This window comes from Sphingomonas sp. UNC305MFCol5.2 (assembly GCF_000712135.1).
In the GTDB taxonomy this organism is placed as follows: domain Bacteria; phylum Pseudomonadota; class Alphaproteobacteria; order Sphingomonadales; family Sphingomonadaceae; genus Sphingomonas.
In genome coordinates this window covers 95,309-121,931 of the sequence record NZ_JOOE01000001.1, presented here as the reverse complement: position 1 = coordinate 121,931, position 26,623 = coordinate 95,309, and the positions used below count along the sequence as shown (strand labels likewise).

The following is a 26,623-nucleotide window of genomic DNA, read 5'->3' as shown; positions in this document are numbered from 1 at the left end:
CCGCATCGGGCTATGCGGCCGCCGTGACTCATGACATCCACATCATCGGCGGCGGCCTCGCCGGCTCCGAAGCCGCATGGCAGCTCGCTCAGGCCGGGCACAAGGTAAAGCTCTCGGAAATGCGCGGCTCGGGCCATATGACCCCCGCCCACCACACCGACAGCCTCGCCGAGCTCGTCTGCTCCAACTCGTTCCGCTCGGACGATGCCGAGCGCAACGCCGTCGGCCTGCTCCATCGGGAAATGCGCGATCTCGGCTCGCTGATCCTCACCCAGGGCGACGTGCACAAGGTTCCCGCCGGCTCGGCGCTGGCCGTCGACCGCGACGGCTTCTCGGCCGGCGTCACCGCCGCGCTCGAGGCGCATCCCAACATCTCCATCGTCCGCGAGCGGGTGGACCAGCTCCCCGCCGAAGGCCTTACGATCGTCGCCACCGGCCCCCTCACCGCGCCCGGCCTCGCCGAGAGCATCGGCTCCGCCACGGGCAAGGAAGCGCTCGCTTTCTTCGATGCGATCGCCCCGATCGTCCATTTCGAGAGCATCGACTTCACCACCGCCTGGTATCAGTCGCGCTGGAACAAGATTGGTCCCGGGGGCTCGGGCAAGGACTACATCAACTGCCCGATGTCGAAGGACGAGTATCTCGCCTTCCACGCCGGCCTGCTCGCCGGCGAGAAGACCGAGTTCCGCGAGTGGGAAAACGTCCCCTATTTCGAAGGCTGCATGCCGATCGAAGTGATGGCCGAACGCGGCGTCGATACGCTCCGCTACGGCCCGATGAAGGGCGTCGGCCTCGATGATCCGCGCACCGGGCGCTGGCCCCATGCGGTGGTCCAGCTCCGCCAGGATAATGCCTCGGGCACCCTGTGGAACATGGTCGGCTTCCAGACCAAGCTGAAATACGCCGCGCAGGTCGAACTGTTCCGCACCATCCCCGGACTCGAAAAGGCCGAGTTCGCGCGGCTGGGCGGCCTGCACCGCAACACCTTCATCAAGTCGCCCGAGCTGCTCGATCCGACATTGCGGCTCAAGGCACGCCCGAACATCCGCTTCGCCGGTCAGATCACCGGTTGCGAAGGCTATGTCGAAAGCGCCGCGATCGGGCTGCTCGCAGGCCGCTTCGCCGCCGCCGAACTCGCCGGCCGGACGCTCGCCCCCCCGCCGCGCGAGACTGCCCTCGGCGCGCTGCTCGCGCACATCACCGGCGAGGCCGAGGTCGAGACCTATCAGCCGATGAACGTAAACTTCGGGCTGTTCCCGCCGATCGAGGGCCGCTCGAAAAAGGCCGATCGCAAGCTGATGTACACCAGCCGCGCCCGCGCGGCGTTCAGCGGCTGGCTGCCGGCCTAGTCCTCGGCCTCTTCCTTCGCGGGAGCCGCGGGACACACGCATCGCGGCCTGGCGCCGGGACGCGCCTTGGGTGCGGTGGCGAGGAACTCGGTGCGGCTCAGGGCGCCCGATTTGTCGGCATCGGCGCCGGCGAACTTGGTCGTGGTCTTCGCCGCCCATTCCTCGAAGTCGAGCCGCCCGTCATGGTTGGCGTCGAGCTTCGCATAGGCTTTCCGCCGCGACAGGAGATATTCCTCGCGAGTCACCGCGTCGTTGCGGTCCTTGTCATAGCGATCAAAGCGCTTCTGCTCGCGTGTCTTCGCGGTGGCGCCCGGCGCCTCCGGGGGAAGCGGGTCTTCGGCCGCGGCTGCCGCAACGTGTGCCGCCGGCGCGCCGGGCAGCTTCACAGGTGGTGCGGCGGAGCCGCGAAGCAGGAACAGACCAGCGAGCCCCAGCACCAGTGCCGCACCCGCGCCGACGAAATAGCGCCACATCGAACGTCTCCCCCGAGAGCCGGAGGAAACAAGCTACGCGCGTCACGCGCACTGGCAAGCCCCTACCTGCCGGTGAGGCGATGCCAGAATAGCCGGCCGACCCGGTGCGGGGCGCCGACAGGCGGCGCCTCGCCTGCCGGCACGCGCAGATCCAGTCGGGCCAGATGCGCGAAAGCCCCAAGCACCCGGCCGTTGCGGCTCCAACGTCTCGACAGGGCCTCTTTCAGCAGCGGCGCAGCGATGTCGCGCGCTTCCGCGGCCTCGTCGGGCGCCCGGAGGTGGCGCGCTAGATCGGCCAGCGCCCAGCCCTGCCCCGCCGCGGCGAGCGGATCGCTCGGCGCGGCGCCCATCGCCGTCCCGGCCACTACGAACAATCCCCCGCGCCCTTCGCCGAATCGTCGCAGAGCGTCGCGATCGAGCGCCTCTTCCTCGACCAGCACTTCCCATCCGTGCACGATCGGTACCAGCGAGGCGCCACGCACGCCTTTGGGCAGCATCTCGCGCGCCAGTGCCTGCAGCACCGGCTCCGCCGGAGCGGCCTCGCTGTCCAGCCTGGCCAGCGCCTCGCGCCACCAGGCGAGCCGCAACTGGCCCAAAGCGGGTTCGCGCGTCGTCCGCAGCAGTTGCGCCAGCGCGTCGTCGAGCGCGAGCAGCGCCTCCAGCGCGGCCCGTCCCGCCCGCGGCGCATAAGAGAGCGCGAGCGCGCGTTCCGGATTTCCTCCCGACGCTCCGGTCATTCCCGTGGCGCCCATAAGCCCGGTGTTAACCAGCTCGTTTTATGGGGTGTTAGCTGTGCGGGCGGCATGATGCCGCGTTGATCGGGGACCGGGGTCGCAAAGATGGTGGGCAAACGGCATAGCCTGGCGCAGGCAGAGGCGTTCCTGACGAGGTTCGCCCGCGATACGCGTGCCAACACGCTGGCGATCATGACAATGGCATTGATTCCTCTCGCGGGGATGGTTGGCGGCGGTATCGACATCAGCCGCATGTACATCGTCAAGACGCGCCTGCAACATGGTTGCGACGCCGGCGCGCTCGCCGGCCGCAAGGCGATGGGCGGCGGCAACTGGGTCCAGACCGTCAACGGTGACCCCAATTATCCCGAGAACACGGCCAAGAAGTTCTTCGACGCCAATTACAACAAGGACGCCTATGGCGTCGATCCGAATACGGTCGTCAAAACCTTCACCCAGTCCGCCGGCAAAGTGACCGGAACGGCATCGGCGACGGTGCCGATGACGTTGATGCGCATCTTCGGCAAGACCAACGAGACGCTCAGCGTCACTTGCGACGCCGAAATGCGGCTGCCGAACACCGATGTGATGTTCGTGCTCGATACCACGGGTTCGATGAACTGGTGCCCGAACGGCGACAGCAGCTGCAACGGCAATGCGAACTCGCGCATCGCCGCGCTGCGCACGGCGGTGAAATGCTTCTATCAAATCGTGGCGCGGCTCGACGTACCGGATGTCGATTGCGATGGCGACGAGCCGAGCGGCGGCACGGGCAGTCAGGTGCAGATCCGCTTCGGCTTCGTACCCTATTCGACCAATGTGAACGTCGGCAGGCTGTTGCCCAACGACTATTTCGTCGACAGCTGGACGTATCAGACGCGCGTGCCGCACCTTGCCGTTCCGCCCCAGAAGACCGAGACGCGCTGGGAAAGCTATGGCGGTGGCTCGCTTACCCAGAGCGACTGCCTCAAATTCATGAACAACCAGTCCTTTGGTTCCTTCACTCCGACTCCCGCCAATTCGGGCGGCCCCGCCCCTACACCCACGATCGAGTCGAGCTTTCCGAGCGACGGATCTGCCACTGATAACACCTCGAACGGCGAATGGGGCTGGTCATCGGGATCGAACTCGACCGAGAGCTGGGGCAATGCACCCGACCGCTCGACCGGTGGCAGCGACAACAAGAAGAGCTGCCGCCGCAAGAAGACGACCAAGACTACCTATTATGAGGAAAAGTTCGCAAACTGGACTTATGGCGCGCTTCCGGTCGACGTTAGCGGGCTCAAGGCCGGTGGCAGCAGCTGGAACAACAGCTTCACCATGCCGAGCTCGACTGCGGATCCTGATACGCCTTCGATCGCGGATCCCGTGACCGGCATCGGTGGAAAGGACATCCCGCAGGCGACGATCACCTGGTCCGGGTGCATCGAGGAGCGGTCGACTCCGAACGACGTCACCGATTACGATCCGATCCCGACGGATGCGCTCGATCTCAACATCGATCTGGTGCCGTTCGACGACGAGTCGCGTTGGAAGCCCGCATTGCCGCAGCTGATCTTCACGCGCGCATCCACCGACGGAGCAGAGTATAACGCGACCAGCTGGCCCGGTTCATGGTATGGAACCGCGGGGTGGAACAACGCCACTTCAAGCGAAACCACGCCAAACGACTACAGAAATGGTTCGAGATTCTACTGCCCCACGGAAGCGCGCAAGCTCCAGACCTGGGCGAGTGCGACGACGTTCCAGAACTACGTCAACTCGCTCAATCCGGACGGCAATACCTATCACGATATCGGTATGATCTGGGGCGCGCGCCTGATGTCGCCGACCGGCATTTTCAGGAACGAGAATGCCACCACGCCGAATGGCGGCGAGATCGAGCGGCACCTGATCTTCATGACCGACGGCGACACCAACGCGAACGACAACGATTATGCCGCTTATGGCCTGCCGTTCTTCGATCATCGTCAGACACCGGCGAACCCCACCAAGCCGCAGCTGGACGATCAGGTGAATCAGCGGTTTCTCGCGGTCTGCAATTGGGTGAAAAACTCGAACATCAAGCTCTGGGTGATCAATTTCGGCGAAGGGCAGGCCCAGGAGACCGTGGATCGGCTCAAGGCTTGCGCGAGGGACGGCGGAGAATATTTCGAGGCGACGGATTCGGTCGGCCTGCAGCGCACCTTCAAATCTATCGCGGACCAGATCTCGCAGTTGAGGCTCACCAAGTGATCTGCCCCGTTTCACACCTGCGCCGGATCGCCCACGACGAGCGTGGCGCCACCATCGTCGAGTTCGCGATCGTGGCGCCGGTGATGGGGCTATTGCTTCTCGGCGCATTCGACGTGGCGCACACGCTCTACATGCGCGCAGCGCTGCAAGGCGTCGTGCAGAAAGTCGCGCGCGACGCGACGCTTGAGTCCGGCCTCAGCGGCGCGACGCAGACCGCGCTCGACGACAAAGTGAGGAACCAGATCAAGACACTCGCCAACAACGGCACCGTCACGATCACGCGCCAATGGTATCGCAACTACGCGCAGGCTGCGAACTCCCAGTTCGAACCCTATACCGACACCAATCACAACGGCACCTGTGACGGCCCACAGGGCCTCACGCCGGGCGAACCCTATGAGGATTCCAACGGCAACGGCAGATGGGACGCGACGGGTGGCAACCTCAATCAGGGCGGCGCCAAGGATGCGGTGCTCTACACCGCGGCGGTCACCTATCCGCGCTTCTTTCCGCTCAACAATTTCATCGGCGGATCGAGCACGACCACGGTGAGAGCCCAGACGATCCTTCGCAATCAGCCTTATGGCGATCAGGGAACGCCCGCGGTGAGGAGCTGCACGTGAAGCACGGACTTACATTGTTCCGGACGGTCGCGCGGCGGTTCGGCCGCGACACCAGCGGGTTGGCGCTGCTCGAATTCGCCTTTTCGCTGCCGATCCTGCTGACGATGAGCCTCACCGGCGCGGAACTGACCAACTACATCATCACCCGGATGCGCGTCAGCCAGATCGCGCTTCAGCTCGCCGACAACTCCGCGCGCATGGGTTCGGGCAGCCAGCTCGAATCCAAGAAGGTCTATGAGAGTGATATCAACGACCTGCTCATCGGCGCCAATTTCCAGGCGGGCGAGCTGAACTTATTCGCTAATGGGCGCGTGATCGTATCGAGCGTCGAGCCGCACCCAACGACCGCGAACAAATACCGGATTCGCTGGCAGCGTTGCCAGGGCATCATGACCAGCTGGGCATCGAGCTACGGCACTCCCGTCACGGCGACCAGCGTAGACGGCGTAGGCCCTGGCCCCACCAGCCGGCAGATCATCGCGCCGCCCGATGGTGTCACCATGTTCGTCGAGGTGCGCTATCGATATCAGCCACTCATCAAGACTTCGCTGTCGCCGACGAGCGAGATCAACGAAGTCGCCTCGATGATGGTTCGCGATCGTCGCGATACGAGCGACGACAGCAAGATCACCGTCAATGGCGTCGAGCAGAACAATCCCAACCCGCAGCATCCGAACGGTGTCTACAAGGTCAGCGGCGTCACTGCCTCGACTTGCTGACGCGCCGACGGGGGCACCCCAGGCGCCCCGCCCCCTCGCTCATCCTTTGTACGTCACCTTCTTGACGGCCGCGACCACGCGCGCGGCGTCGACCAAAGCGAGCTTCTCGAGATTGGCCGCATAAGGCAGCGGCACGTCCTCGTTGGTCACGCGCAGCACGGGCGCGTCGAGGTCGTCGAAGCCCCGCTCCATCGCCACCGCCACGATCTCCGACGAGATCGAGCAGACCGGCCAGCCTTCCTCGACCACCACCATGCGGTTGGTCTTCTTGAGGCTCTCGAGCACGGTCGTGGTGTCCAGCGGTCGCAGCGTGCGCAGATCGATCACTTCGGCATCGATCCCCTCGCCCGCCAGCGTCTCGGCCGCTTCGAGCGCGACGCCCACGCCGATCGAATAGGATACGATCGTCACGTCCTTGCCCGCGCGCACGATCCGCGCCTTGCCGATCGGCAGGATATGATCGTCGAGCTTGGGCACCTCGAAGCTGCGGCCGTACAGCAATTCGTTCTCGAGGAAGACAACCGGATCTTCCGAACGGATCGCCGCCTTGAGCAGTCCCTTGGCATCGGCCGCGTCATAGGGGGCGATAACGATCAGACCGGGGACGCTGGCATACCACGGACCGTAATTCTGGCTGTGCTGTGCGCCGACGCGGCTCGCGGCGCCGTTGGGGCCGCGGAACACGATCGGGCAGCGCATCTGGCCGCCGGACATGTAGTTGGTCTTCGCGGCCGAGTTGATGATGTGGTCGATCGCCTGCATCGCGAAGTTGAACGTCATGAACTCGACGATCGGCTTCAGCCCGCCCATCGCCGCGCCCGTGCCGACGCCGGCAAAGCCATATTCGGTGATCGGCGTGTCGATCACGCGCTTGTCGCCGAACTCTTCGAGCAGGCCCTGCGTTACTTTGTACGCGCCCTGATATTCGGCAACTTCCTCGCCGATCACGAACACGCGCGGATCGGCGCGCATTTCCTCGGCCATCGCGTCGCGCAAAGCCTCGCGGACGGTCGTCTTGACCATCTCGGTGCCTTCGGGGATCGCCGGATCGGAGACCGTCGCCGCCTTGTTGCTTGCGAGCTGCGAAGTGCCGCTCTCGGCCTTTTTCGGCGCCGGCGCCTCGGATTCTTCCGCTTTCTGCTCGGTGGCCGGCGCTTCGGCCTTCGGAGCCTCGGCCGGGGGAGCAGGCGTCGGTGCGGAGGCATCCTCGCCTTCGCCCGCTATCGTCGCGATCACGGTGCCGACCTTCACATTGTCGGTGCCCTCGGCGACGACGATCGACGCGATCGTGCCTTCGTCGACTGCCTCGAATTCCATCGTCGCCTTATCGGTCTCGATCTCGGCGAGGATGTCGCCCGACTTCACCGTGTCGCCTTCCTTGACGAGCCACTTGGCGAGCGTGCCCTCTTCCATGGTCGGCGAGAGTGCCGGCATCTTGAGTTCGATCGCCATCTCAATAGGTCTCCACCAGCACGTCGGTGTATAGTTCCGCGGGGTCGGGTTCGGGGGTCTGCTCGGCGAAATCGGCGGATTCGTTGACTTGCCGGCGGATCTCCTGCTCGATCGGCTTGAGATCCTCTTCCTTGACGCCGAGCTTTTCGAGTTCGCGCTTCACTGCCTCGATCGGATCGGACTTCTCGCGAACCGACTGGACTTCCTCACGGCTGCGATACTTGGCCGGATCGGACATCGAGTGGCCACGGTAACGATAGGTCTTCATCTCGAGGATGATCGGGCCCTTGCCCGCACGGACCCAGGCGAGCGCCTCCTCGGCCGCGCCGCGGCAGGCGAGCACGTCCATGCCGTCGACCTGGATGCCGGGGATGCGGAAGCTCTCGCCGCGCTTGTACAGTTGGTCCTCGGACGAGGAGCGATTGACGCTGGTGCCCATCGCGTACTGGTTGTTCTCGATCACATAGATGATCGGGAGCTTCCACAGCTCGGCCATGTTGAACGATTCGTAGACCTGGCCCTGGTTCGACGCGCCGTCGCCGAAATAGGCCATCGCGACGCCGCCGTCCTCGTTATACTTGTGCGCGAAGGCGAGGCCGGTACCGAGCGAGACCTGGGCGCCGACGATGCCGTGACCGCCGTAGAACTTCTTCTCGGTCGAGAACATGTGCATCGAGCCGCCCTTGCCGCGGCTGATGCCTGCGCCGCGCCCGGTCAGCTCGGCCATGATCACCTTGGGATCGATGCCGTAAGCGAGCATGTGGCCATGGTCGCGATAGCCGGTGATCACCGAGTCCTTCTCACCGTCCAGCGCCGACTGCAGGCCGACCGCGACGGCCTCCTGGCCGATATAGAGATGGCAGAAACCGCCGATGAAGCCGAGCCCGTAGAGCTGCCCGGCCTTCTCCTCGAAGCGGCGGATGAGCAGCATCTGCTTGTAGAATGCGAGCAGCTCCTCCTTGGAGGCATTGTACCGCTCTGGTTCGTCGGGTCGTTCGCGGTTCGGTACCGCAGGTTCAGTGGACGCTTTGCGTGCCGGTGCTTTGGCCACAGGAAATCCTTATGCCCTAGGATAGGTCTGCGCGGGCCTATAGGCGCGTTTCCGGCCCGGACGCAACGTCAACGCGCGGCAAAGATCGGCGTTCATTCCGCGCGTTGCGCAAACGACACGCTTCCGTGCGCGCGAACGCCGGGATGGTAAAATGGGATACCAATTATCAGGTTGCCGGGCATCGCGAACCGCAGCCGCCCGCGACTATTTGTCGAGCGGAACGATCACTTCATCGGGGCGCGCCACATTGAGCTCTTTCCGCACCAATTCATCGACCATGTCCGGATCCGCACCGCGTTTGGGATCGAGCAAGTCGACGCGGTTCTTGAGCTCCGCCCGCTTCTTGGCCAGCGCGGCATATTCCAGATTCTTCTGCGCGAGCTCGACCTTCAGCTCGCGCGCCGCGACGATCCCCGTCGGCCCCAGCACCGCGTTATAACCGAAAAAGCCCATGGCGATCAGCACCCCGGCGGGGAGGCCCGCGCGGCGGAGAAGCGTATTGATTGGAGAAGTGCGCGCCATCGAGTTGATTCTCGCGTAACCAGAGTCGTTAATCAAGGCCGCAGTTTCACTTAGCCTCTGGAAGCCGGCACTATCGTTGATCGCTCCCCTCCCGCAAGCGGGAGGGGAGCAGGAAAGGTCAAACCTTCAGCACCGACTTTCCTGCATAACGTGCCGCATCGCCCAGTTCTTCCTCGATGCGGATGAGCTGGTTGTACTTTGCGAGCCGGTCCGAGCGTGCCAGCGATCCCGTCTTGATCTGCCCGCAATTGGTCGCGACCGCGAGGTCGGCGATCGTCGCATCCTCGGTCTCGCCCGAACGATGCGACATTACGGCGGTATAGGACGAGCGCTGCGCGAGGCTGACTGCTTCGAGCGTCTCGGTCAGCGTGCCGATCTGGTTGACCTTCACCAGCAGCGAATTGGCATAACCGCCGTCGATGCCGCGCTTGAGGCGCTTGGGGTTGGTCACGAACAGGTCGTCGCCGACCAATTGGACCTTGCCGCCGATCGCGTCGGTCAGCGCCTTCCAGCCCTCCCAATCGTCCTCGGCCATGCCGTCCTCGATCGAGAAGATCGGGTATTTGGCGGCCAGCCCGGCGAGGAAGTCGACATTTTCGGCCGAGGAGAAGGTCTTGCCCTCGCCCACCATCTTGTAGGCCCCGTCCTTGTAATATTCGGTCGCGGCGCAATCGAGCGCGAGCATCACGTCGTCGCCGGGCTTGTAGCCCGCAGCCTCGATGCTCGCCATGATGAAGTCGAGCGCGTCGGTGGTCGAGCTGAGGTTCGGCGCGAAACCGCCCTCGTCGCCTACGCCCGTCGCGAGGCCTTTCTCGTGCAGCTTCTTCTTGAGCGTGTGGAAGATTTCCGAGCCGCAGCGCACTGCCTCGACGATATTCTCGGCGCCGACCGGCACGATCATGAATTCCTGGAAGTCGATCGGATTGTCGGCGTGCTCGCCGCCGTTGATGATATTCATCATCGGCACCGGCAAAACGTGCGCATTGACGCCGCCGACATAGCGATACAGCGGCAGTCCGCGCGCGTCGGCGGCGGCTTTCGCCGCTGCGAGGCTGACGCCGAGGATCGCGTTGGCGCCCAGCCGGCCCTTGTTCTCGGTGCCGTCCAACTCGATCATTGCGCGGTCGAGATCGGCCTGGTCCTCGGCGTCGAGCCCGAGCACTTCCTCGGCAATCTCGCTATTGACCGCCTGCACCGCGGCTTCGACACCCTTACCGAGCCAGCGCTTCTTGTCGCCGTCACGCTTTTCGACCGCCTCGTGCGCACCGGTCGAAGCGCCGGAAGGCACCGCGGCACGGCCAAAGCTGCCGTCCTCGAGCAGCACATCGACCTCCACGGTTGGATTGCCCCGGCTGTCGAGGATCTGGCGGGCATGGATGTCGATGATTGCGGTCACGTAACGGTCTCCCTACTTAGGGTATATCGGGATTGCCCAAGGGCGCGCGCGAGCCTCTAACCGCTCCTGTGCTCCCGGGCAACGCAGAGGATGGAACCCCGGCTGATGGCTATGGTTGTCTGCATGCGAAACAGAAAGGGCCCACGGCATGGCTGACAAGAAGAACTCCGACGAGACCGCAACCGGCGAGATCAGCCCCGCGATCACCTTCGAGGCAGCGGGCGATACCCAGGCCACACCAGGCGCGACTCAAAAGCTCAAAGACGAGGCGTCGAAGCTGGGCACGCAGGCGGCCGACCGCGCCCGCGCTTTTGCCGGCGAGAACAAGGAGCGCGCCACCAATGCGCTCGATGAGGTCGCCAAGATGTTCGAGGGCGCCGCTCTCGACGTCGATGCGCGGCTCGGCGAGCAATATGGCAAATATGCCCGCTCCGCCGCCCAGGGCATTTCGAATTTCGCCGAGAGCCTGCGCGGCAAGGAAGTGGACGATCTCTTCAACGACGCGACCGAGCTGGTGAAGAAGAGCCCGGTGATCGCCGTCGGCGCTGCCGCCGCGGTCGGTTTCGTTGTCGCGCGGCTGATCAAGTCTGGCGTCGACGCGGCCTCCGAAACCACCGACGCCTGACGGGATAAAGGGGGGTGAGCGAACCAGAGGCAGAGGAAGAAGGCATCGGCGAGCTGATCGGGCGGCTCGTCGAAGACGGCAAAGGCTTCGCCCGCGCCGAGATCGGCTATTATCGCACGCTCGCCGCCAGCAAGCTCGGCGAGGCTAGAGCGGGGTTGATCCTCGGCATCGCCGCGCTGGTGATCGCGCTCTGCTCGGTCACTGCGTTGCTTGTCGGGCTGATCCTGTCGCTGACGCCGCTGGTCGGCCCGGGCCTCGCCACGCTGATCGTGATCGTCGTGGCTTTGGCGTTGGCCGGTCTGCTCGGGTGGTTCGCCTACCGGAATGTGGCGCGCCTGTTCGGAGGCAAATCATGAGCGATCCCCAGCTGATCGCCGCAGAGGCGCAGGTCCAGGCAGCGCGCTCGCGCCTGTTTTCCACTCTCGGCGAGGTGCAGGAGCGGCTCAAGCCCTCCAACCTCGCACAAAATGCCGTGGAGACTGCCGTGCAGGGCGTCGCCTCCACTGCGCGCAAGGGCGCCGAGGCGGTCCGCTCGCGTCCCTTCGCCGTCGCCGCGATCGCCGGAACAGTTGGGCTGGTGTTCGCGCGGGGGTGGATCGCCGACATGCTTCGCCGCCGCAATGAAACCGCCCCGGCCGCCGATGGTTTGAACAAAAAGACATCCGCGAAGCCCGGGAAGAAAGGACAGCCCAGATGAGCAACGACAATGTGAGCGCACCCAAGGCCGCCAACCAGAATGGCGGCGCCCGGGGTCGTGCGGCGAAGGCTGCCGAAGGGATTGGTGACAATCCGGTCGCGCTCCTCGCCGGCGGCATTGCGCTCGGCGTGGTCATCGGCATGTTGCTGCCCCGGACGGCGAAAGAGCGCGAGCTGCTCGATCCCGTCGGCCGCCAGCTCGCCGATCGCGCCACCGCCACCGCGAGTGCGGTGAAGCAGGCCGGCAAGCAGGAGATCGAATCGCTCCTCCCCGGCCGCGACGCCACCAAGGAGCGCGCCACTGCACTGTTCGGCAACCTTCTCGACGCCGCCAAGGGCGCGGGGCAAAAGGCCTAAGGGCGAGATCGGGGTTGAGCGGTTGCGGCTTTGCCCGGTAAGGGCAGGTCAAACCGCTCTCCCCAGGAGTATCGATGAGCAAGCTTCACCTCGTCTTCGGCGGTCGTGTGACCGACCCGCAGACCCTCGACTTCACCGATCCGACCAGGCTCGACGTGGTCGGAATCTTCCCCGATTATGCCAGCGCCGAGAAGGCATGGCGCGCCGCCGCGCAGCGGACGGTCGACGATGCCGAGATGCGCTATGTCGTGGTCCATCTCCACCGGCTGCTCGAGCCGGACCTGGAGAAGCCGGCGGCCTGAGGCCTCAGGCCCGCCGCCATCTCCACATCAGCAGCGGCTTGGCGAGGGCGAGACCGGCGACGAACCCGCCGATATGCGCCGCCGCCGCGACTGCCACGCCCGCGCCCAGGAACGCGAACGCGGTCAATAAATTGACCACGGTCCACGCGGCCGCCAGCCACAGCACGTGCACTGCCTGCGCCGGGATCGGGCCGATCGCGCGCGCGCGCGAGCGGCCGAACAGCAGCGAATAAGCGCCGACCACCGCCGACGCGGCGCCGCTAGCGCCGATCATCGGCGTCATCGACATGGGATCGGGCAGCCACTGCGCAATCGCCGCCGCATAGGCCCCGACGACATAGAGCACGACGATGCCCGCCGGGCCGACCGCCCGCTCGGTCTCCCTGCCCGTGAAGCCCAGCATCAGCATGTTCATCGCCAGGTGGAAGATCCCGGCATGGAGCAGAGCGCTCGACAATGGGGTGAGCCATACTGGCACCGCCCACATGTCGTCGATCACGAAACCGCTCAACCGGCGCGGAATGAACCCGCCGGCATAGGCCGCCACCACCTCATGATTGCCGAGCGTGACGGCAAGGCTGATCGCCGCCGTCACCAGCACGATGATCGAAGTCGCCGACAGTCGGCGCATTGCCGGCCTCAGATGAATTCGATCTTGGAAACCAGATAGTAGCGGTCGCCCGCAGGCACCGACACCTCGACTTCCTCTTCGACCTTGCGCCCGATCAGCGCGCGGCCGATCGGCGAGTTGTACGAGATGCGGCCCTTGCTCGCATCCGCCTCGGTCTCGCCGACGATCTGGTATTTGAGCGGCTTGTCGTCCTCGTCGAGCAACGTCACCGTCGCGCCGAATACGACCTTGTCGCCCGACAGGTCCTTGGGATCGATGATCTGGGCGCGGCTCAATTTGCCTTCGATATCCGAAATCGTGGCTTCGTTCTGGCCCTGCTGCTCCTTGGCGGCATGATATTCGGCATTTTCCGAAAGATCGCCGTGCGCGCGCGCTTCCTCGATCGCGTCCACGATCAGCGGACGTTCCGCTTTGAGGCGCTTCAACTCAGCGGTGAGCTTCTCATAGCCCTCCTTGAGCATCGGCATCTTTTCGACCGTCGCCATTCCATTCCGCCCTTCAAACGCCTCGATCCCCAAGCGTCCCACAAGGGGCACGCCCGCACATTAACATCGATTGGGGGAGATCAATTGTGCGATTGCGAATAATAAGACTGGAGCGGGCAAACATCAAGCGTCTGCCCAGAAAGCGCCGCAATCGCCCGCGCCGTCGCCACGCTGGCCGGTGCGGTGGTGAAGTACGGCACCTTCTGTGCCATCGCCGTCGCGCGGATGCTCGCCGAGTCCTTGAGCGATTGCCAACCCTCGGTCGAATTGAAGATCAAAGCGACATCCCCATCCTGGATCCGATCGACGATATGCGGCCGGCCCTGCGCAACCTTGTTCACCCGCTCGACCACAATGCCTTCGGCTTCGAGGTAATCGGCGGTGCCCCCGGTGGCGATGATCCTGAAGCCCAGGTCCGCGAGAATCTGCACGCCGGGAAGCACTACCGGCTTGTCGCTATCCTTGACGCTGACGAACAGCGTGCCGGAAGACGGCAGCACTGTCCCCGCGCCGAGCTGCGATTTGGCGAAAGCGGTCGCGAAATCGCGATCGATCCCCATGACTTCACCGGTGGACTTCATTTCGGGTGAGAGCACGGGATCCACACCGGGGAAGCGTGCCCAGGGGAAGACGGCTTCCTTGACGGCGATATGATCGATGTCGCGATCGATCTTCGGCAGGTCCCGGAGCTTCTCGCCCGCCATCACCCGCGCCGCGATCTTGGCGATGGGAATGCCGATCGCCTTGGCGACGAAGGGCACGGTGCGGCTGGCGCGCGGATTGACTTCGATGAGATACACTTCGCCGCCCTTGACCGCGAACTGGATGTTCATCAGCCCCTTCACCTTGAGCGCACGCGCAAGCGCGTCGGCTTGACGTTCGATCTCGGCAACGATCTCGGGCGAGAGGCTGTAGGGCGGGATCGAGCAGGCACTGTCGCCCGAATGCACGCCGGCTTCCTCGATATGCTGGAGCACGCCGGCGACCACCACATCGTCGCCGTCGGCGATCGCATCGACATCGACTTCGATCGCGTCGCGCAGATACTGGTCGATGAGGACGGGGGAGTCTCCGGACACCTGCACCGCGGTCTGGATGTAATCGTCGAGTTGCTGGAGCGTGTCGACGATCTCCATCGCGCGGCCGCCGAGCACGTAGCTGGGCCGCATCAGCACGGGAAAGCCGATCCGCTCGGCGGCCGCCACCGCTTCGTCGCGGCTGCGCGCGAGGCCGTTGGCCGGCTGCTTGAGACCCAATTTGGCGACGAGGTCCGCGAAACGCTCGCGGTCCTCGGCTAGGTCGATCGCGTCGGGGCTGGTGCCGAGGATGGGGATACCCGCGTCCTCCAGCGCTTGCGCCAGATTGAGCGGCGTTTGGCCGCCGAACTGGACGATTACGCCGACCAGATTGCCGTTTGATTTCTCGATGTCGAGGATTTCGAGCACGTCCTCGGCGGTCAGCGGCTCGAAATAGAGGCGATCCGACGTGTCATAGTCGGTGCTCACCGTCTCCGGATTGCAATTGACCATGATCGTCTCATAGCCCGCATCGGCCAGCGCGAAGCAGGCGTGGCAGCAGCAATAATCGAACTCGATCCCCTGCCCGATCCGGTTCGGGCCGCCGCCGAGGATGACGACCTTGTTCCGGTCGGTGGGCATCGACTCGTTCTCGGGCTCGCCGAAGCTCGGCGCCTCGTAGGTCGAGTACATGTACGGCGTCTTCGCCTCGAACTCGGCCGCGCAGGTATCGATCCGCTTGAACACCGGACGCACGCCCAGCCGATGGCGCAGTTTCCGGACGTCCGCCTCGGTCACCCCGCCGCTCATCGCCTTGGCGACTTCGCCGATCAGTCCGGAGCTGCGCGCCATCGTCTCCGATCCGCGCCGCATGTTGACCGACTTGAGCGCCAGATAAGCGAGCCTTTTGTCGCTGAAGCCCATCGCCTTCAATTTGCGCATGCCCTCGGCATCCTGCGGCAGCCCGTCCTGGCACACGGCCTCTTCGGCCGCGACGATCTCGGCGATCCGTTCGAGGAACCACGGGTCATAGGCGGTCAGCGCCTGCACCTCGGCGACGGTGAATCCCTCACGCAGCGCCTGCGCCGCGATCAGCAGCCGGTCGGGCGAGCGGATCGCCAGCGCCGCCTCGATCTCGTCGCGCGGCGCGCCGGCGAGGCGATCGACCTGATTGAAGCCGCTCAGCCCCGTCTCGAGCCCGCGCAATGCCTTCTGCATCGATTCATGGATGTTGCGGCCGATCGCCATGACCTCACCGACCGACTTCATCGCGGTGCCGAGCGTCGCCTCGGCGCCCTTGAACTTCTCGAAGGCAAAACGCGGGATCTTGGTGACGACGTAGTCGATCGTCGGCTCGAACGATGCCGGGGTCGCCCCGGTGATGTCGTTGGTGATCTCGTCGAGCGTATAGCCCACCGCCAATTTGGCCGCGACCTTGGCGATCGGGAAGCCGGTCGCCTTGGACGCCAGCGCCGACGAACGCGACACGCGCGGGTTCATCTCGATGACGATCAGGCGGCCGTCCTTCGGATTGACTGCGAACTGCACGTTCGAACCACCCGTTTCGACGCCGATTTCCCGGAGCACCGCGATCGATGCATTGCGCATGATCTGGTATTCCTTGTCGGTCAGCGTCAGCGCCGGCGCGACGGTGATCGAATCGCCGGTGTGGGTGCCCATCGCATCGATATTCTCGATCGAACAGATGATGATGGCGTTGTCCGCGCGGTCGCGGACCACTTCCATCTCATATTCTTTCCAGCCGAGCAGCGATTCCTCGATCAGCACTTCGGTGGTCGGCGAGAGATCGAGCCCGGAGCGCACGATCGCGATGAATTCCTCGCGATTATAGGCGATGCCGCCGCCCGATCCGCCCATGGTGAAGCTCGGGCGGATGATCGCGGGCAGCCCGACATGCTCGAGCGCGGCCAGCGCCTCGGCCTCGCTATGCGCGATCGCCGAGCGGGCGCTTTCCAGCCCGATCTTGGTCATCGCCTCCTTGAACTTCAGCCGGTCCTCGGCCTTGTCGATCGCCTCGGCATCGGCACCGATCATGATGCAGCCGAACTTCTCCAGCGTGCCGTCGTTCGCCAGCGCCAGCGCGGTGTTGAGCGCGGTCTGCCCGCCCATCGTCGGCAGCACCGCGTCGGGGCGCTCCTTCTCGATGATCTTGGCGACGATCGCGGGCGTGATCGGCTCGACATAGGTCGCGTCGGCCAGCTCGGGATCGGTCATGATCGTCGCCGGGTTCGAATTGACCAGGACGATGCGATAGCCTTCTTCCTTGAGCGCCTTGATCGCCTGCGTGCCCGAATAATCGAACTCGCACGCCTGCCCGATGACGATGGGCCCCGCGCCGATGACGAGGATGGAGGAGATGTCGGTGCGTTTGGGCATTAGTTACTCTTGCGTTCGATGGTGATCAGTGGCGGCTTCGCCACACGCGCCAGACAATTGAAACTTTGGTCCGACAGGCCACGCAGGTCGACTTCAAGCCGCGCCACGTCATCCGCATCTTGCGCCACGCCTTCGGACTCAAGGTTCCAGGAGTGGACACCGCACTGCTTGGCGAGAGCGACCAGATATCCGGAAGCAGTTTCGAACTTCGGGGCCGGATCAATGGGTTGAGGGTCCGGATGCAAGCCGGTCGGTTTGGCGAATTGCACAATCACGAGATCCGGAGCCCGATTGAGGGAAGCCCAAGCCCAGCCACCGAGCGACGCCGCGGCTACTACTGCGGCTCCCGCCGCGAATGGTTTGAGCCATCGACGGCTCACCCCATCATCCCCACGAACCGCTCGAACAGATACAGGCTGTCCTGCGGCCCCGGGCTCGCCTCGGGGTGATACTGCACCGCGAACGCCGGCCGGTCGGTCAGCTCGAAGCCGGCGTTGCTGCCGTCGAACAGCGACACATGCGTCTCGCGCGCGTTCGCGGGCAGCGTCTCGCCCAGCACCGCGAATCCGTGGTTCATGCTGGTGATCTCGACCGCGCCGTCGCTGAGCCGCTTGACCGGGTGGTTGGCGCCGCGATGGCCCTGGAACATCTTCGAGGTCTCGGCACCCACGGCCAGCGCCATCAGCTGGTGGCCGAGGCAGATGCCGAACACCGGCTTGCCGCTGTCGAGCATCGCGCGGATCACCGGCACGGCATATTCGGCGGTCGCGGCGGGATCGCCCGGGCCGTTGGAGAGGAAGAAGCCGTCGGGGGCGAAGCTCATCGCCTGCTCGAAGGTCGCCGTCGCGGGGAGCACGGTCACCCTGGCACCGGCCTTGACCAGATTGCGGAAGATATTGTGCTTCGAGCCGTAGTCGATCGCGACGATGTGGGGCCGTTTCTCGACTTCGCTCGAAACGAACGGTGGTTGGGTAGCGCTCTCTTCCTCCCCGTTCGCTTCGAGCGAAGTCGAGAAGCCTGTGTCCTCATACCCAAACCCCAGCCGCCAGACACCGCCTTCCCAGCCGTAATGCGTCTCGGTGGTGACTGCGATGGCGAGATCCATGCCCTCCAGCCCCGGCCATTCGCGCGCCATCTGGAGGAGCAAAGGAATGTCGAATTCACCGCTCGCCGAATGCGCGATCACGCCATTGGGCGCGCCGCCGGTGCGGATGCGGCGGGTCAGCGCACGCGTGTCGATTCCGGCGAGGCCGATCCGCGCATGCTTCTTCATCCACGCATCGAGATGCTCGTTGCTGCGGAAGTTGCTCGGCTCGGTCACGTCCTCGCGGACGATCATCCCCAAAGCGTGCGGCTCGTCGGCCTCGACGTCGTCGGGATTCGCCCCGACATTGCCGATATGCGGAAACGTGAAGTTGATGATCTGCCCGGCAAAGCTCGGATCGGTCATGATCTCCTGATAGCCGGTCATCGCGGTATGGAAGCACACTTCGCCCACCGCCTGCCCTTCGGCGCCGAATCCCCTTCCCCACACCACGTCACCTGACGCCAGTACCAATACTCCCGTGGCTCCGGGAGGCGCAGACATGGGTTTGGCTTCGGCCATTAAGAGTGGCGCTCCAGTAAGGGTTGCGGCGATGTCGCTAAGTGGTGGCGGCTAGACCCCTCCCCGCCCCACGTCAACCGGTTCACGGATGCCACCGCATCGGCTAGGGCTGATCGCTTTCCGATTATCGAGAGAGACCATGATTCGCGACGACATCAAGGCCGCGCAGATCGCCGCCATGAAGGCCGGTGACAAGACGAGCCGGGCGGCCATCACTTTGATCCAGTCGGCAATCAAGAATCGCGACATCGAGGCACGCACCGGCAAGGCCCCGGAGGATGACGACGCCCTCGTGGTCGAAGTGCTCCAGAAGATGGTCAAGCAGCGCCGCGAATCGATCGATATGTACACCAAGGGCGGCCGCCAGGAGCTCGCCGACGCGGAAGCGGCCGAAGTCGCAGTGATCGAGCGGTTTTTGCCAAAGCAGATGACCGCGGAAGAGACGAGCGCTGCGATCGAGGCGATCAAGGCCGAGCTGGGCGCGTCGGAGATGAAGGACATGGGCCGGGTGATGGCCGAACTGAAGGCGCGGCACGCGACGACGCTGGATATGAGCAAGGCGAGTGCCGCGGTGAAGGCGGCTTTGAGCTGAGAGCCTCAAACCCCCTCCGTTCGTTTCGAGCGAAGTCGAGAAACGGAGACTTGGGACAGGCTTCTCGACTGCGCTCGAAGCGAACGGCGGGGATCGGATGGCGTTCTGGGCCTACATGTTGAGATGTTCGGATGGCCGGTATTATACCGGCCACACCGATAATCTCGAACGCCGGATTGGTGAGCATCAGAGCGATGTCTGTGACTACACTTCGCGACGGCTCCCGGTGGAACTGGTGTGGAGCGAAGCGTTCGTCAGCCGGATCGAGGCGCTCGAAGCCGAACGTATCGTGGGTGGATGGTCCCGCGCCAAGAAGGAAGCGCTGATCGCTGGCGACTGGAAGCGCGTGTCCTTCTTCGCCCGGCCGCCTGCAGAGCGTTTCTCGACTTCGCTCGAAACGAACGGAGAGGGAAAGGCATCCTCTCCCGCAACTTCACCGTTCGTTTCGAGCGAAGTCGAAAAACCTGAGGCAGCAGCCCTAGGCATATCGAGAAGCCCCAAATGAGCCTCACCCCCCAATTCCTCGACGAGCTCCGCGCCCGCACGCTCCTCTCCGGCCTCATCGCCAAGACGGTAAAGCTGCAAAAGGCCGGCCGGGAGTTCCGCGCCTGCTGCCCGTTCCATCAGGAAAAGACCCCCAGCTTCTACGTCAACGACGACAAGGGCTTTTATCACTGCTTCGGCTGCTCGGCGCATGGCGATGCGATCCGCTGGATGACCGACCAGCGCGGGCTTCCCTTCATCGACGCAGTGAAGGAGCTGGCCCAGGCCGCGGGCATGGAGATGCCCGAGCAGGATCGCCGCTCCGCCGAGAAGGCCGAGCGCGCCAAGGGGCTGCACGAGGCGATGGCCGATGCCGCAGCGTGGTTCATCGACAAATTGAACGGCATCGAGGGCGCCGAGGCGCGGAATGTCCTCAAGCGCCGCGGGATCACCGAGGAGATCGCGCGTTCCTTCGGCCTCGGCTTCGCCCCCGATTCGCGCGGCAAGCTCAAGGAAGCGCTCAAGGGCTATGGCGACGCAATGCTGGTCGAGGCCGGCATGCTGATCCAGGTCGAGGAGAAGGAGCCCTACGACCGGTTCCGCGGCCGGCTGATGATCCCGATCCGCGACGTCCGCGGCCGGACGATCGCCTTCGGGGGCCGCATCATCGGCGACGGCGAGCCGAAATACCTCAATTCGCCCGAGACCCCGCTCTTCGACAAGGGCCGCACGCTCTACAATCTCGATCGCGCACAGGCTGCCGCGCGCAAGGCGAACCGGATCATCGCCGTCGAAGGCTATATGGACGTCATCGCGCTCGCCCAGGCCGGGTTCGGCGAAGCAGTCGCCCCGCTCGGCACTGCGCTCACCGAGCACCAGCTCGAGCGGCTATGGCGGATGGCGGACGAGCCCCTGCTCTGCTTCGACGGCGATTCGGCCGGGCAGAAAGCCGCGCTCAGGGCCGCGCATCGCGCGCTGCCGATGCTTCAGCCGGGCCGGAGTCTCGCCTTCGTCACTTTGCCCGACGGCCTCGATCCCGACGATCTCGTCCGCACCAGGGGCGCCGCCGCGTTCGAGGCCTTGCTCAAGGCGCCGCAGCCGCTGGTCGACCGGATCTGGCAGAGCGAGGTCGCCGCGGAGCCGCTCGACACCCCCGAGCGCCGCGCGGGCCTGAAGCGCCGCCTTAGCGAACTCGCCCAGGCGATCGCCGATCCCAACGTCAAATCGGAATATCAGGCCGAGTTCCGGCGCCGTTTCGACGATCTGTTCGCGCGGCAACCGCGCGAATTCCGGCCGCAGGGGTCCCGCACGCGCCAGAAAGGCCCGTGGAAGCCCCCCGAGGCCATGCCCGGCATTACGATGCGCGACGTACGCTCGGGCGGGATCGATCCCGTGCTCGCCAAGGCCGTGCTTGCCGGGCTGATCCGCCATCCCGCCGAGATCGCGCGTCATATGGAGGTGCTGGGGTCGCTACGCAGTGCCTCGGGCGCGCTCGGCAAGTTGTTCGAGGCAGTAATCGACGTCGCATTGGAAGACCGGCAGCTTGATAGCGGCAAAGTCCTCACCATATTGGCGCGATCCGGATTTGATTCTGTGGCAAGCGACCTCTTGAGAGCCGACACGCTTCCTTTCTCCTTCACCCGCTCTCAGGCGGACGAAGCGAGGGCGCGTGAAGACTTGAACGAGGCCATAGCGGTGATGGTGGCGCGACCCGCGGTCGATGCCGCGCTCGCCGAGGCAACCGCGGCGTTGAGCAGGGATGGTTCCGAGGAAGCGTTCACTCGTCAGGTGGCGCTTTCACGGAAGCGCCAGGAGCTCGAAGCGCGGCTTGCGAATCTGATGCTTGCGGACGAAGAAGATTTCGACGATTAGGGCGGCGTATAATGCCGCCATCTTGATTTCGAGGGTTATTGATGGCGAAGGCTAATGGCGGCAGCGGCGACGACACCACGATTGACGTGGGCGACGCACCGCTGATCGATCTCAACGAAGGCACGCTCAAGAAGCTTGTCGCCCGTGCGAAGAAGCGCGGCTACATCACCGTCGATCAATTGAACGAGATGCTGCCGCAGGACCAGATGTCCTCCGAGCAGATCGAGGACGTGATGTCGGCGCTCAACGACATGGGCATCAACGTCGTCGAGAACGAGGAAGGCGGCGAGGACGAGCAAGCCGAGGACGATACCCCGGACGAAGTCGATGCGCCCGACAGCGGCGGCGACGAACCGGCTTTCGAAGCCGCGAAGAAGAAGGAGACGGTCGATCGCACCGACGATCCCGTCCGCATGTATCTTCGCGAGATGGGCGCGGTCGAATTGCTCAGCCGCGAGGGCGAGATCGCGATCGCCAAGCGGATCGAGGCCGGCCGCGACACGATGATCCTCGGGCTCTGCGAGTCGCCGATCACGTTCAATGCGATCATCGGTTGGTCGAACGCGCTCAACGAAGGCACGATGCAACTGCGCGAGATCCTCGATCTCGACGCGATGCTCTCCAAGGGGCCGTCGGCCGAGCAGGTCGAGGGCGCCGAGGAAGACGATAACGGCGAAATCAGCGAGAAGACCGCCGGCGCGTCCTTCAAGGAAGAGGAAGAGCCCGAGGAAGTCGCCGAGGAGGAGGACGAGGACTCGATGACCGAGCGCCGCGCTCCGCGGATCTCGGACGACGAGGAAGAGGACAACACCCTCAGCCTCGCCCAGATGGAAGAGACGCTCAAGCCGCAGGCGCTCGAGAAGTTCGCCAACATCACTTCGGTCTACAAGAAGTTCTCCAAGGTCCAGCAGGCCCGCCTGGACGCGATGGCCGCGGGCGGCGAGCTGCCGGCGACCGAGGAGCGCAAGTACCACAAATTGCGCGAGGAACTCACGGCGGAAGTCGAGAGCGTCCAGTTCCACAACGCCAAGATCGAATATCTCGTCGATCAGCTCTACAGCTTCAATCGGCGCCTGACCGCTTTGGGCGGACAGATGCTGCGCCTCGCCGAGCGCCACAAGGTGCCCCGCAAGGACTTCCTCGATCGCTACGTGAACCACGAGCTCGACGAAGGCTTCATCGCCACGGTGGAGAAGCTCGACAAGAAGTGGAAGGCGTTCGCCGAAAACGAAGCCGGCGCCGTCGATCGCATCCGCGTCGAGATTGCGGAGATCAGCCAGGCGACCGGCATGGCGCTCGCCGAGTTCCGCCGCATCGTCAACATGGTGCAGAAGGGCGAGCGCGAGGCGCGTATCGCCAAGAAGGAGATGGTCGAAGCCAATCTCCGCCTCGTGATCTCGATCGCCAAGAAATACACCAATCGCGGGCTGCAGTTCCTGGATCTCATCCAGGAGGGGAATATCGGCCTGATGAAGGCGGTCGATAAGTTCGAATATCGCCGCGGCTACAAATTCTCGACCTATGCCACCTGGTGGATCCGTCAGGCGATCACGCGCTCGATCGCCGACCAGGCCCGCACGATCCGCATCCCGGTCCACATGATCGAGACGATCAACAAGCTGGTCCGCACCAGCCGCCAGTTCCTCCACGAGCAGGGCCGCGAGCCCACGCCCGAGGAAATGGCCGAACGCCTCTCCATGCCTTTGGAGAAGGTTCGCAAGGTCATGAAGATCGCCAAGGAGCCGATCTCCCTCGAAACGCCAATCGGCGACGAGGAGGATTCGCACCTCGGCGACTTCATCGAGGACAAGAACGCCGTGATCCCGGTGGACGCCGCGATCCAGGCGAACCTCAAGGAGACGGTCACCCGCGTCCTCGCCTCGCTCACGCCGCGCGAGGAGCGCGTGCTGCGCATGCGCTTCGGCATCGGCATGAACACCGATCACACGCTCGAGGAAGTCGGCCAGCAATTCTCGGTCACGCGCGAGCGCATTCGCCAGATCGAGGCCAAGGCGCTTCGGAAGCTCAAGCATCCGTCGCGGAGCCGCAAGATGCGGTCGTTCCTCGACCAGTAAGGCGCAGAGCCACCCTGCGAAAAATAGAACGGCCCCGGAATCGCTTCCGGGGCCGTTCTGGTTTTCGCGACGGACGATTGAAACCGCCTGTCCTGAACGTCTCCCGGCCATTTGGCGGCCAGAAAACGCCCTCCCCCCGGATCGAAAACCGGTCGCTCGCGTGCGCGCTACCGCACCTCTGGTGCAGTCGGCAGCAACGCCGAACTGTGCAACTTCGATAGCGGATCAGCACGAAACATGCGTTGAACGCATGTTCCGTCCGCTTGTGCGGAAGTTTCAGGGAAGCGAAATTAAGCCTGAAATCGGTCGGTTGGCGTGATTACCTCGGAACCGCGCGCCATACCGCCGCCGCCACGCCGCCACCGCCGACGCTGAAGGCCGGGCTATCGGCCTCGCCGTCGAGCCGTAGTACCAAGGCGGTACTCAAGGCAGATTCCCGATGGCGCGGCCTCGGCTGCGCGCGCATCACGTCATAGACGGCATAGCTGCCGCCGGCGCGGGCAGTAATCTCGGGCAGCGTCGATCCCGGCCCCCATGCCACCGGTTCCGACGCCTCACCATCGGTACGCTTTGCCGATTGTCCGGCAAGGACCGTTGCCTTGGGGAGTATCCGAGGCGTGGCAGCGGCGGGAAGCATGAACGGCCGGGAGGCGGCTCGAACACGCGCGGGTGGATCACGATCCGGTACGGCGGAGGCCTTGAGCATATTCGCGCGCGCTTTGGCGACGCCGGTTCGTTCGCCGGCAAGTACCGGGAACGACATTCCACACAGGATGACGCAGGCGACCACTGCCTTCAGCATCACCGTTTCCCCAAATCAGTGAAGTTTCCGGAGCATGACCCGCTTTGCCGGGAGCCGCAACCCGGCTCGGACTCATTCGGGCTTGTCCAGCCCTCACTCAGCCGTAAGTGCTTCAAAATCCTTGGATGCGAGCGGCCGTTCGAACTCGAGCCCCGCCTCGAAATCATGCACCCAGATGACGCGTGCGGCGCAGCGCCCGATTTTGGGAAGCGCGAGCCAGATCGTCACGCCTGCGCGGAGCTCGGAATAGGTCTGCAGCCGCACGCCGTTGACCGAGAGATCGACGACCTTGCACAATGCCCGATCGAGGCCCCCGCGCCCGATCCGTGCGTCGAGTGACACGTGCGCGCGCGGGCTCTTGCGCAAGCTCGGGCTCTCCGCAGGCTCGAATTCTGCAGCAAAGGGCGCCGACGATCCCATGCCGCAAAGGCTAGGCCGGCTCGGCTAACAGTGCGTTAAAAGAGTGTCCCGGCGAACCCCGGACCTTGCCCGAACCCGTTGGCCCGTCAGCAAAATCCGGCGTTCGCCGGGACGATCATCTCGCAGGCGGCCGCCCCCGGGCGGCGCGCGATTACTTCTTGCCGAGCGAGAGGCCGCCGAAGCGCTTGTTGAAGCGCGCGACCTGACCACCCTGATCCAGCATCTGGCCGCGACCGCCGGTCCAGGCCGGGTGCGCCAGCGGATCGATGTCGAGCGTCATCAGATCGCCTTCCTTGCCCCAGGTCGAGCGAGTCTCGAACACGGTGCCGTCGGTCATCTGGACCTTGATCATGTGGTAATCGGGATGCGTGTCTTTTTTCACGATTGAATTCCTTGGAAATGCCGCCGGTTTCCGACCGGAAGCGGACGCGCGCGGTTAGCAGAGGGGGTCGCCGAACGCAACCTTCCCTGCCCTGCCCGCGGAAAATTCAAGCCTTGGGCGGATCCGCGATCATCGCAGTGAACTCGCATTCGGTGGCGACGTCGCCGTCCAGCATCGCCTTGCCGGCGAACTTGCACACGCGCGAGCGCTTCTGGAGGAATTCCACTTCGAGGCGGAGCAGCACGCCGGGCTCGACCGGCTTGCGGAACTTCACGCCGTCGATCGACATGAAATAGACGAGCTTTCCCGACCCGACGAGGTCTAGGCTCTCGACGGCGAGCACGCCCGCCGCTTGTGCCAGCGCCTCGACCTGGAGCACGCCGGGCATGATCGGACGCCCGGGGAAATGCCCCTGGAAGAATTCCTCGTTCATCGACACGGCCTTGATCGCGACGATGCGCTGGTCGATCACCAGCTCCTCGACGCGATCGACCAGCAGCATCGGATAACGATGCGGCAGCGCCGCCATCACGCGCTGGATATCCAGCGGGCCGATGGAGACGCTGCCGGTGTCGTTCTCGCTCACCGAGGCTCGGCCGGCTTGGTGGGCTGCGTGGCGCCAGTGGCTGCCGGGGCGGTTCCAGCGGCCGCGGGACGCTGCTGCTGTGCAGCCGCCTGCTGCTGATAGGCCTGGAGCTGCGCAGCCTGGGCGATCTGCTGCTGGATCGCCAGCGTCTCACGCGACGGCTGCCAATCGGCCGGCGGCTGGATGCTCACGGTCGGCGCGACCTTGTCGATCTCGGCAGTGATCGCCTGGCTGATATTGGCCGAATCCGGTGCGTACATGAACACTTCCGGCGACAATACGACGCTGATCTTGCGGGCGTTCACCACGCGCAGCTGCGCGGCCTCGTACTGACGCAGGATCGACTCGATCGCGAACAGTTCCGCGCGGGCAGCGGGATTGCTCAGGCGGCCGAGATCGTTCTGCGCGTTGGTCTGCGCGGTACGGATCTTCTCGATCGCCGGATTCTTGGCGGTCTGCGCGGCCTTGCCTTCTTCCTCGCTGACCTTGCCGTCCTTGTTGGCGTCGAGCTGCGCGACGAGCGGCTTCAGCTCGTTCTCCAGCGCGGTGCGGCGCTGCTGCATCTGATCGAACGCCGCCTTGTAGGTGGTCGAGATCTGCTGGTTGGCGGCGCCGAACGCCTTGGAGGCGGCGACGACGCTGGTCGGGTTCGCATAAGCGATGCCCGCAACCTGGGCATTCGCCGGCGCGGCGAGGACAAGCGCCGCGGGAGCGGCGAGCATCGCTGCGAAAATAGCTTTCT

Annotated in this window: 29 protein-coding genes; 13 read left to right on the top strand and 16 right to left on the bottom strand. The window is 64.6% G+C overall.

The window, feature by feature from the left end; genetic code table 11:
- The first annotated feature begins 23 nt into the window (after positions 1-23).
- On the top strand, positions 24-1,349 hold the full coding sequence (gene trmFO / locus BR78_RS0100575; RefSeq protein WP_029934214.1) for a methylenetetrahydrofolate--tRNA-(uracil(54)-C(5))-methyltransferase (FADH(2)-oxidizing) TrmFO: 1,326 nt from the start codon (positions 24-26) through the stop codon (positions 1,347-1,349).
- Here the strand turns inward: trmFO and BR78_RS0100570 are convergent.
- Positions 1,346-1,822: a histidine kinase gene (locus BR78_RS0100570; RefSeq protein ID WP_029934213.1), complete on the bottom strand. Its 477-nt coding sequence runs from the start codon at positions 1,820-1,822 to the stop codon at positions 1,346-1,348. The two genes, trmFO and BR78_RS0100570, sit on opposite strands and share 4 nt — an antisense overlap.
- 62 nt (positions 1,823-1,884) lie before the next feature.
- Positions 1,885-2,559: a squalene/phytoene synthase family protein gene (locus BR78_RS0100565; RefSeq protein WP_029934212.1), complete on the bottom strand. Its 675-nt coding sequence runs from the start codon at positions 2,557-2,559 to the stop codon at positions 1,885-1,887.
- A gap of 102 nt (positions 2,560-2,661) precedes the next feature.
- On the opposite strand from BR78_RS0100565, the gene BR78_RS22055 reads away from it, so the two are divergent.
- The 3 genes from BR78_RS22055 to BR78_RS0100550 are packed head-to-tail and all read left to right on the top strand — an operon-like array spanning position 2,662 to position 6,133.
- Positions 2,662-4,791 (top strand): TadE/TadG family type IV pilus assembly protein, encoded by a 2,130-nt coding sequence (locus BR78_RS22055; protein ID WP_051683137.1) that lies wholly within the window; start codon positions 2,662-2,664, stop codon positions 4,789-4,791.
- Positions 4,788-5,414, top strand: coding sequence for a TadE/TadG family type IV pilus assembly protein (locus tag BR78_RS22050; RefSeq protein ID WP_029724714.1), 627 nt, complete (start codon positions 4,788-4,790; stop codon positions 5,412-5,414). Before BR78_RS22055 ends, BR78_RS22050 begins: the two co-directional genes overlap by 4 nt.
- Complete coding sequence (locus BR78_RS0100550; protein WP_156022168.1) at positions 5,411-6,133, top strand: TadE/TadG family type IV pilus assembly protein; 723 nt, start codon at positions 5,411-5,413, stop codon at positions 6,131-6,133. Before BR78_RS22050 ends, BR78_RS0100550 begins: the two co-directional genes overlap by 4 nt.
- Positions 6,134-6,172: 39 nt before the next feature.
- On the opposite strand, the gene BR78_RS0100545 is transcribed toward BR78_RS0100550, so the two are convergent.
- The 4 genes from BR78_RS0100545 to eno all read right to left on the bottom strand — a co-directional run bounded on the left by BR78_RS0100545 (position 6,173) and on the right by eno (position 10,554).
- A complete protein-coding gene (locus tag BR78_RS0100545; protein ID WP_029934206.1) occupies positions 6,173-7,585 on the bottom strand; it encodes a pyruvate dehydrogenase complex E1 component subunit beta in 1,413 nt (470 codons plus the stop codon).
- 1 nt (position 7,586) lies between these two features.
- Positions 7,587-8,636: a pyruvate dehydrogenase (acetyl-transferring) E1 component subunit alpha gene (pdhA, locus tag BR78_RS0100540; RefSeq protein WP_029934203.1), complete on the bottom strand. Its 1,050-nt coding sequence runs from the start codon at positions 8,634-8,636 to the stop codon at positions 7,587-7,589.
- 204 nt (positions 8,637-8,840) lie between these two features.
- Entirely contained in the window at positions 8,841-9,158 is a 318-nt protein-coding gene (locus BR78_RS0100535; protein WP_029724718.1) for an FtsB family cell division protein, read from the bottom strand.
- Between the two features lie 118 nt (positions 9,159-9,276).
- Positions 9,277-10,554, bottom strand: a complete 1,278-nt coding sequence (eno, locus tag BR78_RS0100530; RefSeq protein WP_029724719.1) for a phosphopyruvate hydratase — start codon at positions 10,552-10,554, stop codon at positions 9,277-9,279.
- A gap of 148 nt (positions 10,555-10,702) precedes the next feature.
- Between eno and BR78_RS0100525 the strand changes: the two genes are divergently transcribed.
- From BR78_RS0100525 to BR78_RS0100505, 5 genes are all read left to right on the top strand, one after another.
- A complete protein-coding gene (locus BR78_RS0100525) occupies positions 10,703-11,179 on the top strand; it encodes a hypothetical protein (protein WP_029724720.1) in 477 nt (158 codons plus the stop codon).
- A 14-nt stretch (positions 11,180-11,193) separates the two neighbouring features.
- Complete coding sequence (locus tag BR78_RS0100520) at positions 11,194-11,535, top strand: phage holin family protein (protein WP_029724500.1); 342 nt, start codon at positions 11,194-11,196, stop codon at positions 11,533-11,535.
- Entirely contained in the window at positions 11,532-11,876 is a 345-nt protein-coding gene (locus tag BR78_RS0100515) for a DUF3618 domain-containing protein (RefSeq protein ID WP_029724501.1), read from the top strand. Before BR78_RS0100520 ends, BR78_RS0100515 begins: the two co-directional genes overlap by 4 nt.
- Positions 11,873-12,232, top strand: coding sequence for a hypothetical protein (locus tag BR78_RS0100510; protein WP_231478062.1), 360 nt, complete (start codon positions 11,873-11,875; stop codon positions 12,230-12,232). Before BR78_RS0100515 ends, BR78_RS0100510 begins: the two co-directional genes overlap by 4 nt.
- Positions 12,233-12,306: 74 nt before the next feature.
- Positions 12,307-12,534 carry a DUF4170 domain-containing protein gene (locus BR78_RS0100505; RefSeq protein WP_029724503.1) on the top strand — a complete coding sequence of 76 codons (228 nt, stop codon included), beginning with the start codon at positions 12,307-12,309 and terminating at the stop codon, positions 12,532-12,534.
- A gap of 4 nt (positions 12,535-12,538) precedes the next feature.
- Here the strand turns inward: BR78_RS0100505 and BR78_RS0100500 are convergent, their stop codons facing one another.
- The 5 genes from BR78_RS0100500 to carA form a co-directional block, all read right to left on the bottom strand.
- A complete protein-coding gene (locus BR78_RS0100500; RefSeq protein WP_029724504.1) occupies positions 12,539-13,165 on the bottom strand; it encodes a rhomboid family intramembrane serine protease in 627 nt (208 codons plus the stop codon).
- 8 nt (positions 13,166-13,173) lie between these two features.
- The gene (gene greA, locus BR78_RS0100495) at positions 13,174-13,650 is read right to left on the bottom strand and encodes a transcription elongation factor GreA (RefSeq protein WP_029724505.1); all 477 of its coding nucleotides are present in this window, start codon (positions 13,648-13,650) and stop codon (positions 13,174-13,176) included.
- An 80-nt stretch (positions 13,651-13,730) separates the two neighbouring features.
- The gene (gene carB, locus BR78_RS0100490) at positions 13,731-17,063 is read right to left on the bottom strand and encodes a carbamoyl-phosphate synthase large subunit (RefSeq protein WP_029934198.1); all 3,333 of its coding nucleotides are present in this window, start codon (positions 17,061-17,063) and stop codon (positions 13,731-13,733) included.
- On the bottom strand, positions 17,063-17,443 hold the full coding sequence (locus tag BR78_RS0100485; protein WP_231478061.1) for a hypothetical protein: 381 nt from the start codon (positions 17,441-17,443) through the stop codon (positions 17,063-17,065). Before BR78_RS0100485 ends, carB begins: the two co-directional genes overlap by 1 nt.
- Entirely contained in the window at positions 17,440-18,669 is a 1,230-nt protein-coding gene (carA, locus tag BR78_RS0100480) for a glutamine-hydrolyzing carbamoyl-phosphate synthase small subunit (RefSeq protein WP_029934196.1), read from the bottom strand. Before carA ends, BR78_RS0100485 begins: the two co-directional genes overlap by 4 nt.
- A 139-nt stretch (positions 18,670-18,808) precedes the next feature.
- Between carA and BR78_RS0100475 the strand changes: the two genes are divergently transcribed.
- From BR78_RS0100475 to rpoD, 4 genes are all read left to right on the top strand, one after another.
- Complete coding sequence (locus BR78_RS0100475; protein WP_029934195.1) at positions 18,809-19,261, top strand: GatB/YqeY domain-containing protein; 453 nt, start codon at positions 18,809-18,811, stop codon at positions 19,259-19,261.
- Between the two features lie 97 nt (positions 19,262-19,358).
- On the top strand, positions 19,359-19,766 hold the full coding sequence (locus BR78_RS0100470; protein WP_029934194.1) for a GIY-YIG nuclease family protein: 408 nt from the start codon (positions 19,359-19,361) through the stop codon (positions 19,764-19,766).
- Complete coding sequence (gene dnaG / locus BR78_RS0100465) at positions 19,763-21,616, top strand: DNA primase (RefSeq protein ID WP_029934193.1); 1,854 nt, start codon at positions 19,763-19,765, stop codon at positions 21,614-21,616. The genes BR78_RS0100470 and dnaG overlap by 4 nt, the downstream gene beginning before the upstream one ends.
- Positions 21,617-21,657: 41 nt before the next feature.
- A complete protein-coding gene (gene rpoD / locus BR78_RS0100460) occupies positions 21,658-23,691 on the top strand; it encodes an RNA polymerase sigma factor RpoD (protein ID WP_029724512.1) in 2,034 nt (677 codons plus the stop codon).
- Between the two features lie 319 nt (positions 23,692-24,010).
- Here the strand turns inward: rpoD and BR78_RS0100455 are convergent, their stop codons facing one another.
- From BR78_RS0100455 to BR78_RS0100435, 5 genes are all read right to left on the bottom strand, one after another.
- The gene (locus BR78_RS0100455) at positions 24,011-24,493 is read right to left on the bottom strand and encodes a hypothetical protein (protein WP_029934191.1); all 483 of its coding nucleotides are present in this window, start codon (positions 24,491-24,493) and stop codon (positions 24,011-24,013) included.
- A 93-nt stretch (positions 24,494-24,586) separates the two neighbouring features.
- Positions 24,587-24,913 carry a PilZ domain-containing protein gene (locus tag BR78_RS0100450; RefSeq protein WP_029724514.1) on the bottom strand — a complete coding sequence of 109 codons (327 nt, stop codon included), beginning with the start codon at positions 24,911-24,913 and terminating at the stop codon, positions 24,587-24,589.
- 151 nt (positions 24,914-25,064) lie between these two features.
- Entirely contained in the window at positions 25,065-25,295 is a 231-nt protein-coding gene (gene rpmE / locus BR78_RS0100445; RefSeq protein ID WP_029724515.1) for a 50S ribosomal protein L31, read from the bottom strand.
- Between the two features lie 106 nt (positions 25,296-25,401).
- Positions 25,402-25,881 carry a 3-hydroxyacyl-ACP dehydratase FabZ gene (gene fabZ / locus BR78_RS0100440; protein ID WP_029724516.1) on the bottom strand — a complete coding sequence of 160 codons (480 nt, stop codon included), beginning with the start codon at positions 25,879-25,881 and terminating at the stop codon, positions 25,402-25,404.
- Positions 25,878-26,603, bottom strand: a complete 726-nt coding sequence (locus tag BR78_RS0100435) for an OmpH family outer membrane protein (RefSeq protein WP_051683136.1) — start codon at positions 26,601-26,603, stop codon at positions 25,878-25,880. Before BR78_RS0100435 ends, fabZ begins: the two co-directional genes overlap by 4 nt.
- Positions 26,604-26,623: the final 20 nt, after the last annotated feature.

What these genes read in the sequence shown, in the direction of transcription:
- carB (WP_029934198.1), bottom strand. Translation starts at nt 17,063, where the DNA reads ATGCCCAAACGCACCGACATCTCCTCCATCCTCGTCATCGGCGCGGGG.
- BR78_RS22055 (WP_051683137.1), top strand. Translation starts at nt 2,662, where the DNA reads ATGGTGGGCAAACGGCATAGCCTGGCGCAGGCAGAGGCGTTCCTGACG.
- BR78_RS0100515 (WP_029724501.1), top strand. Translation starts at nt 11,532, where the DNA reads ATGAGCGATCCCCAGCTGATCGCCGCAGAGGCGCAGGTCCAGGCAGCG.
- rpoD (WP_029724512.1), top strand. Translation starts at nt 21,658, where the DNA reads ATGGCGAAGGCTAATGGCGGCAGCGGCGACGACACCACGATTGACGTG.
- BR78_RS0100470 (WP_029934194.1), top strand. Translation starts at nt 19,359, where the DNA reads ATGGCGTTCTGGGCCTACATGTTGAGATGTTCGGATGGCCGGTATTAT.
- BR78_RS0100510 (WP_231478062.1), top strand. Translation starts at nt 11,873, where the DNA reads ATGAGCAACGACAATGTGAGCGCACCCAAGGCCGCCAACCAGAATGGC.
- carA (WP_029934196.1), bottom strand. Translation starts at nt 18,669, where the DNA reads ATGGCCGAAGCCAAACCCATGTCTGCGCCTCCCGGAGCCACGGGAGTA.
- BR78_RS0100570 (WP_029934213.1), bottom strand. Translation starts at nt 1,822, where the DNA reads ATGTGGCGCTATTTCGTCGGCGCGGGTGCGGCACTGGTGCTGGGGCTC.
- greA (WP_029724505.1), bottom strand. Translation starts at nt 13,650, where the DNA reads ATGGCGACGGTCGAAAAGATGCCGATGCTCAAGGAGGGCTATGAGAAG.
- BR78_RS0100500 (WP_029724504.1), bottom strand. Translation starts at nt 13,165, where the DNA reads ATGCGCCGACTGTCGGCGACTTCGATCATCGTGCTGGTGACGGCGGCG.
- BR78_RS0100450 (WP_029724514.1), bottom strand. Translation starts at nt 24,913, where the DNA reads ATGGGATCGTCGGCGCCCTTTGCTGCAGAATTCGAGCCTGCGGAGAGC.
- BR78_RS0100525 (WP_029724720.1), top strand. Translation starts at nt 10,703, where the DNA reads ATGGCTGACAAGAAGAACTCCGACGAGACCGCAACCGGCGAGATCAGC.
- dnaG (WP_029934193.1), top strand. Translation starts at nt 19,763, where the DNA reads ATGAGCCTCACCCCCCAATTCCTCGACGAGCTCCGCGCCCGCACGCTC.
- BR78_RS0100535 (WP_029724718.1), bottom strand. Translation starts at nt 9,158, where the DNA reads ATGGCGCGCACTTCTCCAATCAATACGCTTCTCCGCCGCGCGGGCCTC.
- BR78_RS0100455 (WP_029934191.1), bottom strand. Translation starts at nt 24,493, where the DNA reads ATGCTGAAGGCAGTGGTCGCCTGCGTCATCCTGTGTGGAATGTCGTTC.
- BR78_RS0100435 (WP_051683136.1), bottom strand. Translation starts at nt 26,603, where the DNA reads ATGCTCGCCGCTCCCGCGGCGCTTGTCCTCGCCGCGCCGGCGAATGCC.
- BR78_RS0100505 (WP_029724503.1), top strand. Translation starts at nt 12,307, where the DNA reads ATGAGCAAGCTTCACCTCGTCTTCGGCGGTCGTGTGACCGACCCGCAG.
- BR78_RS0100565 (WP_029934212.1), bottom strand. Translation starts at nt 2,559, where the DNA reads ATGACCGGAGCGTCGGGAGGAAATCCGGAACGCGCGCTCGCGCTCTCT.
- BR78_RS0100545 (WP_029934206.1), bottom strand. Translation starts at nt 7,585, where the DNA reads ATGGCGATCGAACTCAAGATGCCGGCACTCTCGCCGACCATGGAAGAG.
- BR78_RS0100475 (WP_029934195.1), top strand. Translation starts at nt 18,809, where the DNA reads ATGATTCGCGACGACATCAAGGCCGCGCAGATCGCCGCCATGAAGGCC.